The sequence below is a fragment of the Pseudovibrio sp. JE062 genome, assembly GCF_000156235.1.
In the GTDB taxonomy this organism is placed as follows: domain Bacteria; phylum Pseudomonadota; class Alphaproteobacteria; order Rhizobiales; family Stappiaceae; genus Pseudovibrio.
In genome coordinates, this window is record NZ_DS996813.1 from 109,612 (window position 1) to 121,759 (window position 12,148).

The window sequence follows — 12,148 nt, forward strand, 5'->3', positions numbered from 1 at the left end:
TGAGAGAGACCCATTGAATTTTTGAGCACGTGACCAATCTGAACCCTATGTAGCAAGAGTGGGACACCCTGTTACATTTCTACATTTGACAGTGTTCAGAGCATTAAGTAGAAAAGTTTCACATATATCTAATCGATATATATCGAACGTGATCAGACTTTTGCTCTAGTCGAAATTAAGTCTTTTAAGTTCAGTAGTTTATTCGAGCTCATTGTTATATGGGCTCTGTTTTCAACACTCAGTGCCATGTGGTGGGGAATGAGCACACGAAAATTTTGTCTTGCCATATTGTCCAGCGGAGACGCGACCGGATATGAAATTCGCAAGACTGCGCAAGAAGGTCATTTCAGCCATTTCATTGAAGCCAGTTACGGGTCGATTTATCCGTCACTTGCCAAAATGGAACAGGAAGGGCTTGTGACGTGGCGCGAAGAAACTTCCTCAGGCAAACCGTCCCGAAAAATCTATTCTATTACGCAGGCAGGGCGTGATGCTTTTGTGCAAGAGCTGACCGAGACCCCTGTCGAAGATCTGTTCAGATCCCCATTCCTTCTTCTTGCTCTTTATAGCCGATGGGTTGGAGGCGAGTTCATCTCACGCGAGATCGACCGTCGCATCGAGCATCTGGAGCTGAAGATCGGGGGTATGAAACACGAGGTTGAGCTTTGTGAAGATCCGGCAAGCGCCTGGACGCTGGGATACGGAATTACCACACTGAGTGCTTCCCTTGATTACTTGAAAATGAACCGAAGCAAGCTTGAGCGCATCGCCAGCGAGCGTGTCTCCCACGCTCAAGCAGCTGAATAATCGCCTAGAACCGGCGGAGAGAAAAATGGCAATTCGATTTTCACATGTTCTGGCATTGGGGCTTACGGCCGGAATTGGTATTTGGATGGCAACTGGCACCACTGTTGTGATGGGTCAGGGTAACGGCGAAAATTCTACGCCACCGCCAGCCGAACGCGTGAAAGCCCAAGCCTCTTTACCGTTTGCCGTAAAAGTGGAAACCCTGGAAGCGACGACACGTACGCCGTTTCTGGAAATGCGTGGGCGCACGCAGGCTGATACCCGCGTAGAGGTGCATTCGGAAACCTCTGGCGTGGTTCGCACACGTCCGGCAACGGAAGGTATGTTTGCTCGCAAAGGCGATCTGTTGTGTTCATTGGATCGCGGTGCACGTGAAGCGCGGGTTTTGCAGGCCAACGCAGCTCTGGCACAGGCGAACATTGATTATGAAGCTGCCAGCAAGTTGAACAACAGGGGCTTTTCTGCGGCGAACCGTGTGATCGCGCTGAAGGCAACACGTGATGCGGCCAAAGCACAGTTGCAGGAAGCTGAGCTGGAGTTGGACCGCACCGAAATCCGCGCACCGATTGATGGCATTATTGAAACACCGCTGACTGAAGTGGGTGCAATGCTTGGTGTTGGCAAAGTCTGCGCAACAATTATGGCTCCGGATCCAATGCTTGCCATTGGCGCGGTTTCTGAATCCAACATTCAGGCTGTGAAGGTTGGTCAGACTGCGGTTGTTAATCTGGTGACCGGCCAGAGTGTTGAAGGCAAGGTGAGCTACATTGCAAGCTCTGCAGATCCTGACACCCGTACCTTCCGCGTTGAGGTGGAACTGCCGAACTCCGACTTTGAACTGAAGGATGGTGTCACCACCAGCACGCAGCTGCAGCTGGCAGAAGAGAAAGCGCACTTCGTTTCTCCCGGCATCCTGACCCTTGCTGACAATGGCGACATTGGTCTGCGCGGTGTTGATGCAGACAACAAGGTTATTTTCTACCCTGTTGAACTGATCGGCGGCGACACGCAAGGCGTATGGCTGAAAGGCCTGCCAGAAAAAGTGACTGTAATTACTGTGGGCCAGGACTTCGTGAAAGAAGGCCGTACTGTTCATCCTGTTTTTGAAACCGCGGAGGTTTCACAATGATTTCCATGCTGGAAGGGGTGCTCCATCGCCCCAAAACAGTTTTTGTGATGATGCTCTTCATGGTGATCGCAGGCATTATGTCCTACATCGCGATCCCAAAAGAAGCAGCTCCTGATATTGACGTTCCTTTCTTTTACGTTTCTGTCAGCCAGTCCGGCATCTCTCCTGAAGATGGGACACGCCTGATCGGTCAGCCGATGGAAACGGAGCTTCGCGGCCTTGAAGGGCTAAAAGAGATCACCACCATCGCCTCTGAAGGGCACGTTGGTATCTTGCTGGAGTTCGACATCAGCGTCGATAAAGACAAGGCTCTGACGGACGTTCGCGAGAAGGTGGATACGGCGAAAAGCAAGATCCCAGAGGACGCCAAAGAGCCTACTGTCAGCACACACAACATGGCGCTGCAGCCGACCATGACCATCGCCCTTTCCGGTGATGTCCCTTCCCGTACGCTCTACCGACTCGCAGATCGTCTGAAAGACGAGATCGAGTCCATTGCGTCTGTGAAAGAGGTTGAGCTGACTGGTCAGCGCGATGAGCTTTTGGAAGTGATCATCGATACGCTGAAGATGGAAAGCTATTCCATCAGCCAGAGTGAGCTAATCAACGCCCTTAGCCTGAACAACCAGCTGATCGCAGCGGGCTTCATTGATGGTGGCGCAGGTCGCTTCAACATCAAGGTGCCGGGCCTGATCCTTGACGCTGATGATGTGTATTCGCTGCCAGTGAAACAATCCGGCGAAGGTGTTGTTACTCTTGGCGATATCGCGACCATCAAGCGGACCTTCAAAGATCCAAGCACGTTCACTCTGGTTAACGGCCAGCCAGCTGTCTCTCTGGATGTTGTGAAGCGTATTGGTGAGAACATCATTGAGAACAACGCAGCTGTGCGCACTGTTGTTGAGGAGATCACAAAAGATCTGCCACCAACTGTGTCTGTCAGCTACATGCTGGATGAGTCCGACAACATCTTCCAGGTTCTCAACTCCCTTGAATCTTCCATCATGACCGCGATCTTCCTTGTGATGATCGTTGTGGTGGCCGCTCTTGGCTTGCGCTCTGCGGTGCTTGTTGGTCTAGCAATCCCAACCAGCTTCATGCTCGGCTTCCTGACACTGACAACCATCGGCATGACCGTGAACACCATGGTGATGTTCGGTCTCGTGCTGACCGTTGGTATGCTGGTGGATGGCGCAATCGTGATGGTGGAATACGCAGACCGTAAGGCTGCAGAAGGTATGCCTCCGCGGGATGCCTACATCCGTGCAGCCAAGCTGATGTTCTGGCCGATTGTCTCTTCCACTGCAACAACACTGGCAGCCTTCCTACCGATGCTGCTGTGGCCGGGCGTTCCGGGCGAGTTCATGAGCTATCTGCCGATCATGGTGATCATCGTTCTGTCCGGCTCTTTGTTGACAGCTATGGTGTTCCTGCCGGTGACCGGTGGTATTCTGGCTTCCGTGTTTGCCTTCATGAGCAAGTATGGTGAGCATCTTCTGGCTCTTATTATAGCGATGGCGCTTGCTGTTGTGGTTTCCAGCCTCACACCTGTTGTTGCGGTGCTTGGGTCAGCTTCAAAATTGCTTGGTGCAGCAGTCCTTGCGATTGCTTACCTGCCATTGATGAAGATGTTCAAGCCAATCCTCAACTACTCGCGCGCTCGTGTTGAGCGTCGTAAGACCGAAGAGTTGGCAGCAGCGAAAGTGTTCTCCGGGCACGGTCCGTTCGACACCTCCAAGCTGCGCGGTATCACCCGCGCTTACATTGCTGTTCTGGAGTTTCTGGTTCGCAGATGGTGGGCTGGTATGATGGCTATTGTTGCCATGCTGGCTCTTTGTGCAGGTATCTTTATTACCTTTATGGGCAACAATGCCGGGACTGAGTTCTTCGTGGATGAAGAACCAGAGCAAGGTAAGTTCTATGTGACAGCACGCGGTAACATGTCAGCGCTGGAAGCGTTGGAGCTTGTTCGTCAGGTTGATAACGTCATTCTGGCTGAGCCAGGCATTGAGAACGTTGTGACCCGTGCCTTCCCTGTTGGAGTACGTGGCGGGAGCGGCAACAATGCCCCTGCGGATCTGATTGGTTCCATCGATATTGAGTTTGCAGATTTCTGCTGCCGTCGTTCTGCGCAGGAGATCTTCAACAGCGTTCGTGAGAAAACCACCCAGATTCCGGGCATCAAGGTTGAATCCCGTCAGGTTGAAGGTGGTCCTCCAACTGGTAAAGACATTCAGCTGCAGATCAGCTCAAACAACTACGAAGCTGCTGTTGCTGCTGCTGATCGTGTTCGCAACCACATCGACACCATCGATGGACTGCGCGATCAGGAAGACAGCCGTCCGCTACCGGGTATCGATTGGGAGCTAACCATCAACCGCGAGAAAGCGGCCCGCTATAAAGCGGATATCGCTGCCGTGGGGGCTATGGTTCAGCTGGTGACCAACGGTGTTCTGATTGGTGATTATCGTCCATCTGACTCTGAAGATGAAGTGGACATTCGCGTTCGCTTGCCAGTGGAGGAACGTACGCTCGACAAGTTTGATGAGCTGCGCCTGCGCACCTCTTTGGGCCAGATCCCTCTGTCCAACTTTGTGGAACGTACACCAAAGCAGAAGGTTTCCAGCATCACACGCCGTAATGGCATGTTCTCGCTGGACGTGAAGGCTGGCGTTGATAAGGATCGCTTCCTCATAACTGAGAAAGAGGCTGAAATTCAGGCCTGGCTTGATACTCAGCAATGGCCGGAAGGTGTGTTCATCAAGTTCCGTGGTGCGAACGAAGAGCAAGCCAAATCTCAGGCCTTCCTTATGAAGGCGATGATTGGCGCCCTCTTCCTGATGTTCATCATTCTGCTCACCCAGTACAACAGCTTCTACCAAAGCTTCCTGACACTCTCGACCGTTGTGATGAGTGTGTTTGGGGTGCTGCTGGGCATGCTGGTGACCGGGCAGAAGTTCTCGATCATCATGACCGGAACCGGTATCGTGGCGCTGGCTGGTATTGTGGTGAACAACGCGATCGTGCTGATTGATACCTACAATCGCTTCCGTGAAGATGGACAGAGCCCGGTAGATGCAGCGCTGCGCACCAGTGCACAGCGTATCCGTCCGGTGATGCTGACCACGATCACAACGATTGCGGGTCTCATTCCGATGGCAACGCAGATCAGCTTCGACTTTGCTAATCAGGTCACCACTTTTGGCAGCGTAACGGCCAGCTGGTGGGTACAGCTCTCAACAGCTGTGATCTCCGGTCTGGCGTTCTCTACGCTGCTGACACTGGTGGTGATCCCGATTGCTCTGGTGATGCCGATGCACATGAAGAATGGCGTGACGCGGTTCTCCAGCCGTCGTCAGGGCAAAATGCCTGCGGATCAGTATGCCTTTGCCAATGGCAATGTGGGAACTAAAGAACCGAGCTTCGGAGACGAGGCTGAAGAGGTCAAACGCGTTCCAGAGGCTGCTGAATAAAGCTGGCTCAGATACGAGTATGAAAGAGGCTGCTTCGGCAGCCTTTTTTGTTGCCTGCATTCTAAGAGCGTGGCTGGGAGCTGGGAGCTGGGAGCTGGGAGCTGGGAGCTGGGAGCTGGGAGCTGGGAGCTGGGAGCTGGGAGCTGGGAGCTGGGAGCTGGGAGCTGGGAGCTGGGAGCTGGGAGCTGGGAGCTGGGAGCTGGGAGCTGGGAGCTGGGAGCTGGGAGAATGTTTGCGGGCGATGTTGTGAGGTCAATAAAAAAGGCCGCGGAACGCTCCACGGCCTTTCATAAATCTCATTCGTTCAGCAAGACCTTAAGTCTTGCTGTCCTCCTGATCCTGTTTTGGATCAGGCACACCTGCTTTGGCGATATCTTCGAGGCTGACTTTCAAAGAGGCTTTGTCTTCTGACACACTTTCCTCTTCAATCTCGGTGGTCATCACATCGCAATCGGCGTGTGGCCCCTTCCCTGTTACACAGTGGATTTTGTAGGAACGCCACGCAAACGGGATAGAGATGAGGTAGCCGAGGCTGATCACAGTCAGGCATTCAAACGGATAGCTCGCTGCCAGCGCGACGATACCAACAGCAACGACGAACAGCGGCAGAACCCATTCACGGCGGATGTGTGTGCCGATCTGCTTGCCGGAGAAGGTCGGCAGCTGGCTGACCATCAAAAGGCCGATGAACATGGTGTAGAGCGCGACTGGCAATGCCAGCTCGTTCCAGTGCGGTACGCCCAGACGCTCAAGATAGATCGGCAGCAGAACTGTCAGTGCGCCTGCCGGGGCCGGAACACCGGTGAAGAACTTGTTGGCCCATTTCGGCTTATTCGGGTCGTCCAGCGCCACGTTAAAGCGCGCCAGTCTCAATGCCATACAGATGGAGAACAGCAGCGAAGCGATCCAGCCGAGGGAGCTGGCGTCTTCCAGCATCCATGCGTACAAGATGATGCCCGGTGCTACACCGAAGTTCACAAAATCGGCCAGCGAGTCCAGCTCGGCGCCAAACTTGGTGGTGCCTTTGAGCATGCGCGCGACGCGGCCATCAAGAGCATCCAGAATAGCAGCCAGGAAGATGGCAGCGATTGCCATATCCCACCTGTCTTCCATGGCCATGCGGATGGCTGTCAGGCCAGAACACAGCGCCAGCAGGGTGACGACATTTGGTAAAACAATACGAAGGGGAATGCGCTTGCGCGTACTCCCTTTTCCATTGGCGGGTTGACCTCCCGGTTCGTAGGGAGGAAATGGATTTGACACGCTATACTACCTTAAGAAACGCGGGCAACGACGTCGCCTGCTTCTTCATCTTTCAGATTTGCCAGAATACTCTCGCCAGCAATCATGGTCTGGCCCAAGGCAACTTGTGGCTTTGTACCCTGTGGCAGGTAAACATCAAGACGGGATCCGAAGCGGATCAGACCGAAGCGATCACCTGCAGAAATGTTTTCGCCTTCTTTGACGAAGCACACAATACGGCGTGCTACGAGGCCGGCGATTTGCACAACGCCGATGCGGGCATTGTCGTTTTCAATGATCAGGCCGTTGCGCTCGTTGTGCTCACTTGCCTTGTCCAGCTCCGCATTCAGGAACTTTCCGGCTTTGTAAGCAACGCGCGTGACGCGGCCTGCCATTGGCGCACGATTTACGTGGCAGTTAAAGACATCCATGAAGATGCAGACACGCATCATCGGCTGATCACCCAAATCCAGCTCACGCGGTGGAATGGCGGAGCCCATCAGGCACACGGTACCATCTGCGGGGGAAACAATCAGACCGTCTTTAACGGGTGTGACACGTTTTGGGTCACGGAAGAAGTAACAGACCCATCCGGTGAGGAAGAGGCCTATCCAGAAAAGAGGTGACCAGAACCACCCTAAAATGATGGTCAGGACAGCAGCAATGGCGATGAACGGGTAACCTTCTCTATGAATGGGAACCAGTGTCTTGGAAATGCTGTCTACCAACGACATCGTCGACCACCTTTGCTCAATTGAGGGGTTCAGCTATTGAACCCCTCAGACGTTAAGTTTCTGCTCATAGAGCAACTCAGAGAGTTCTGTGCAAGCAACTCTAGCTTATTTAAACAGAGATTCCCCTGATTGCGCGCAGAGCTTTCCCTTCAACCCACTATTTCTTGTCGTTTATGCCCTCAATTACGGCTTCTTCAGCACTTTTGCCTCTGGAAATGAAGCCTTGATCATCCTCACGCATTTCTGCCAGACGAGCTTCCGCTTCGCTGACTTCGCGCTGACGGCTCCACATGGAGGCATAGAGACCATCGTTGGCCATAAGCTCAGCGTGGGTGCCCTGCTCTACGGCTTCACCGGCTTTGAGCACGAGGATCTGGTCTGCGTTCACCACGGTTGAGAGGCGGTGGGCGATGACGAGCGTGGTGCGATCCTTGGAGACCACATCCAGAGCGGACTGAATTTCCTGCTCGGTGTGGGTGTCCAGAGCTGACGTTGCTTCATCAAGGATAAGGATTGGCGGGCTCTTGAGGATGGTTCGCGCAATCGCCACACGCTGCTTTTCACCACCAGAGAGCTTTAGGCCGCGTTCCCCCACTTCACTGTCATAACCATGTGGCAATGCTTCGATGAAGTGGTCGATCTGGGCCAGCTTTGCTGCTTCCTTCACCTCTTCATCTGTTGCGTTCACGCGGCCATAGCGGATGTTGTAGGCAATGTTGTCGTTAAACAGCACCGTATCCTGAGGTACCATGCCGATGTGATCGCGCAGAGACTTCTGAGTGACTTCACGCACGTCCTTGCCATCAATGGTGATGCGGCCTGAGGTGACGTCATAGAAACGGAACAGCAGGCGTGAGATGGTGGACTTACCGGCACCGGATGGGCCAACGATCGCAATGGTGCTGCCAGCGGGAACCTCAAAGTTCACGCCTTTGAGGATCGGGCGCTCTTCATCGTAGTGGAAGTGCACATCCTCAAACTTGATGGTGGCTTCCTTGACCTTCAGGTTCTCTGCCAGTGGCTCATCCTGAATTTCAGGTTCAACAGCCAGAACAGAGAACATAGCTTCCAGATCAGCTATACCCTGACGGATTTCGCGGTAGATGAAGCCGATGAAGTTGAGCGGGACAGACAGCTGCATAAGCAGAGCGTTGATCATGACGAAGTCACCGATGGTCTGCTCGCCGCGCTGGATTGCCATCGCAGACATGACCATACAGGTTGTCATGCCGACACCCAGGATTAGCGCCTGTCCGAAGTTCAGCCAGGAGAGAGATGTCCATGTCTTGATGGCCGCACGCTCATAACCACGCATTGCCTTATCAAAACGTCCACGTTCCATCTCTTCGTTGCCGAAGTACTTCACAGTCTCAAAGTTCAGCAGGCTGTCGACGGATTTGCTGTTTGCGTCGTTGTCCGCGTTGTTCATGTCGCGGCGGATCTGGATACGCTTATCAGAAGCCACAACGGTGTAGTAAACGTAGGCAAACACGGTGACGCCGACCACGACCACGTACCAGAAGCCGAACTGGAACCAGATGACAACCGCCATCATGGCAAATTCAACGACTGTTGGAATACCGCTGAGGATCGTGAAACGAACGATGCCTTCAATGCCCTTCACACCACGGTCGATCACACGGGTCAGGCCACCGGTGCGGCGTGACAGATGATAGCGCAGGGACAGCGCATGGAGGTGCTGGAAGGTCAGGTTGGCCAGTTCGCGAACGGCATGCAAGCCGACGCTGGAGAAGATGGCGTCACGGATCTGGTTGAAACCGACAGCCATGGTTCTGGCGACATTGTACGCGATCACCAGCATGATTGGCGCAATGAGGATTGGCGGCAACCAGTTTGGCAGAACACTGTTATCAGTCAGGGCATCGGTTGCCCATGCATAAAGGTAGGGTGCGAAAACGGTAATAATTTTTGCGACAATCAACGCCGCGAGGGCCAGAACGACACGCTTTTTCAGCTCCGGCCTTGCATCAGGCCACATGTAAACCCAGAGAGTTTTCAGTGAACGAAGCAAGCCTTTATCGTCTGCATCCAAAGCAGGGGCGGATTTTTCCTGCTGTTTTTTGCTTGTTGCAGTCATGCTAGTGCCTTGTTGCCCGGCACGCTTCTCAATACGCAGAAGCGGTTTGGCGAATTTGGAATGTCTTATCAGAAGAGCAATGGTCCTGAACGCGCCATTGTCATCAGATTGGAAAGGGTCTTATGCCCTCTTTGGGAACGCACCCTCATCCGAAAACCGAAACCACTTTTCGGGAGTGCGCAGTAGGTTTGCAAACCAGAGAAAGCGCTGGATTATTCATCCAGCGCTTTCCGAAAGATTAATCTGGAAAGCTTTCTCTTCTTAAATAGGACGTTCGAAGAGAAGAATCCAGATCAGTTATTAATTGTTTTCCAATTCAGGTCAGCCACAGGCAACATGAACACCTGTCCCGGGAAGATCAGGTCCGGGTTTTGAATCTGCTGGCTGTTTGCCTGATAGATGGTGGTGTAACGCGTTCCCTGACCATACAGGCGGCGGGAAATGGTCCAAAGGTTATCACCGCGGCGAATGATAACATTTGGCAGCTCGCCAATACCGACAGATGCAGATGACCCTTTAGAGCCGGAACCTTCTGCGACGAGGCGAACCGGAATCATAGCAACATCATTTTCACCTTTGGTGAAGACGACCTGCGCACGGGCTTCTACTTTGCCTTCGGTGTTTTCCACCTTGTCGGCACGAACCTCTACGTTGCCAGCTGGGATGGTCTTATCAGCCTCCACCAACCAGCGGCCTTCTTTGCCAGCTTTTGCTTCGCCGACGAACTCTTCGCCAACGTAAACACGAACCTGTGCGCCCGGCTCACTTTCACCGGCGACAAAGACTTTGCCCTGCTCGGTCTCAACAGCCTTTACGGTCAGCTCAGGCTCTTCGTTTGCCTGCGCAACAGCAACAGGGGCTGGAGCTTCGGTTGGGGTTTCAGTCTGTGCAGCAACAGCCGCCGGTGCTTCTGGCTGAGGCTGTTCAGCGGGAGCTTCCGCAGTCTCAGTTGCTGCTGGTGCAGGTGTTTCAGCAGTTGGAGCTGGTGTCTCTGTCACAGCAACGGAGGTTTCAGCTGGCGCTGCTGCTGGCTTTTCAGCGGTTGCTGCTGGTGCAGATGCTTCTTCTTTTGCACCCGGCGTTTCAGTGGCTGCTGTTTCAACCGGGGCATCCGCTTTTGGCTGCTCTGTCTGGACGGTTGTTACAGGTTCTGCAGTGACCGGCGCTTCAGGAAGCTGAAGAATTTTGGATGGTGCGTTTGGCTCATTGAGGACAACGAGGACTTCACCGCTTTCATCTTCAGGAACGGACACAGCAATGTGCTGCTCGGAGCCATTCTTTTCCTGAGTTTCCTGATTGGTCGCTTCCAGGCTGACATCGTGGTCGCCCGGCTTCAGCGGTTTATCGAGGACAATCGCGAACTCACCGCGGTTGTTGGCAATGCCTTTGCCGATCACATCGCCATTGGAGATGAGCGCGACAATGGAACCGGCTTCTGCGCGGCCCGCAACCACAGCATCACCTGATGGCTCAACACGCATCACATCGAAACTTGGGACATTGTCGCCGGCAACATCTGCTGTCTCCAGCTTGGTAGTCGCTTCAGGAGTTTTATCGGCCCCTGCCTTATCTACCTGTGCGCCCGACGAGTTGAGCTGTACTTTGCCATTTGCAGCGGCCTCCAGCTTTGCAACAGCCTTTTCAGCTTCTGCTACAACCGAAGTGTCTTCCTTGCTCAGATAGTACGCCCCCGCACCGATTGCGCCCGCAGCAACAGCTACAGCAACTGTCAGCAACCAGTTCATCCCCGATTTCGACATGGTTCTCAATTGCTCCTCAAGCAGACCATAGTTCACTCGACATGGCATGCTTTGACATTATATCAGATTGCCCGGATATCAGTTTATCCGGCTGTCTCTTTTGCCGAGTTTAGAGCAAAAAGGACAGACTTTAATCGTGTTTGTTATACATGTTTAACCCGAGGGGCAAGGTGCACTATGTCAGGCAAGTTGCGCATGTTGGGTGAATTAACCTCATTTTACGAGCCTTGCTTGACGTTCCCCCTAGCCTAATGCGACAGAATACCTATGAAAACCTTGAAAAGCATCTGCGTATATTGCGGCTCCAACGCGGGGAGCCAGCCGCTGTTTGAACAAGCTGCGATTCAGCTTGGTGAATTGTTAGCCCGTGAAGGGATTCGACTCGTTTATGGTGGCGGATCCATTGGACTTATGGGAGCTGTTGCAAAAACCGTTCTTGAAAACGGTGGTGAAGTGACCGGCGTTATTCCAAAGTTCCTGAAGGAACGGGAAGTGATGCTGGAAGAAGCCCACGAACTGATCGTGACGCAGGACATGCATGAGCGCAAGCGCACCATGTTTGAAAAAGCGGACGCGTTCATCGCTCTTCCGGGCGGGATCGGCACACTTGAGGAACTTGTGGAGATGCTGACCTGGGCTCAGCTTGGCCGTCACGACAAGCCAATGCTGTTGCTCAATCTGGATCAGTTCTGGACGCCATTGGTTGAGCTACTCGACCACATGCGAGGCCTTGGCTTCATTCGTCCAGATAGCGACATCACCTATGAGATCACCTCAGACGTTTCGCAGAGCGTCGATATCCTTTGCAAGGCCATTGAGGGCTGCAAAGTTGAACATCCGGATGTCAAAGACATGTAATGAAAAAGGCCGCTGATTGAGCGGCCTTTCTTAATTCTGCGTGCGAC

The 12,148-nt window shown here is 53.3% G+C and carries 8 protein-coding genes; 4 read left to right on the top strand and 4 right to left on the bottom strand.

All coding sequences use genetic code 11. The features are described from left to right. The first annotated feature begins 258 nt into the window (after window positions 1-258). From PJE062_RS21055 to PJE062_RS21065, 3 genes are read left to right on the top strand one after another with little or no spacing between them, the layout of a single operon-like run. Entirely contained in the window at window positions 259-807 is a 549-nt protein-coding gene (locus PJE062_RS21055) for a PadR family transcriptional regulator (RefSeq protein WP_037037887.1), read from the top strand. A gap of 25 nt (window positions 808-832) precedes the next feature. After that, window positions 833-1,936, top strand: a complete 1,104-nt coding sequence (locus tag PJE062_RS21060) for an efflux RND transporter periplasmic adaptor subunit (protein ID WP_008551849.1) — start codon at window positions 833-835, stop codon at window positions 1,934-1,936. Continuing rightward, the gene (locus PJE062_RS21065; RefSeq protein WP_008551776.1) at window positions 1,933-5,409 is read left to right on the top strand and encodes an efflux RND transporter permease subunit; all 3,477 of its coding nucleotides are present in this window, start codon (window positions 1,933-1,935) and stop codon (window positions 5,407-5,409) included. The genes PJE062_RS21060 and PJE062_RS21065 overlap by 4 nt, the downstream gene beginning before the upstream one ends. 315 nt (window positions 5,410-5,724) lie before the next feature. On the opposite strand, the gene pssA is transcribed toward PJE062_RS21065, so the two are convergent. The 4 genes from pssA to PJE062_RS21090 all read right to left on the bottom strand — a co-directional run bounded on the left by pssA (window position 5,725) and on the right by PJE062_RS21090 (window position 11,243). Further along, entirely contained in the window at window positions 5,725-6,672 is a 948-nt protein-coding gene (gene pssA / locus PJE062_RS21075; RefSeq protein WP_014285284.1) for a CDP-diacylglycerol--serine O-phosphatidyltransferase, read from the bottom strand. An 11-nt stretch (window positions 6,673-6,683) separates the two neighbouring features. Continuing rightward, on the bottom strand, window positions 6,684-7,406 hold the full coding sequence (locus PJE062_RS21080) for a phosphatidylserine decarboxylase (protein WP_256377983.1): 723 nt from the start codon (window positions 7,404-7,406) through the stop codon (window positions 6,684-6,686). Window positions 7,407-7,542: 136 nt separating this feature from the next. Continuing rightward, a complete protein-coding gene (locus tag PJE062_RS21085; RefSeq protein WP_008551870.1) occupies window positions 7,543-9,483 on the bottom strand; it encodes an ABC transporter ATP-binding protein/permease in 1,941 nt (646 codons plus the stop codon). 293 nt (window positions 9,484-9,776) lie between these two features. Beyond that, a complete protein-coding gene (locus tag PJE062_RS21090) occupies window positions 9,777-11,243 on the bottom strand; it encodes an Ig-like domain-containing protein (RefSeq protein ID WP_208982424.1) in 1,467 nt (488 codons plus the stop codon). 267 nt (window positions 11,244-11,510) lie between these two features. Between PJE062_RS21090 and PJE062_RS21095 the strand changes: the two genes are divergently transcribed. Continuing rightward, a complete protein-coding gene (locus PJE062_RS21095) occupies window positions 11,511-12,101 on the top strand; it encodes a TIGR00730 family Rossman fold protein (protein ID WP_008552018.1) in 591 nt (196 codons plus the stop codon). The last annotated feature ends 47 nt before the right edge of the window (window positions 12,102-12,148 follow it).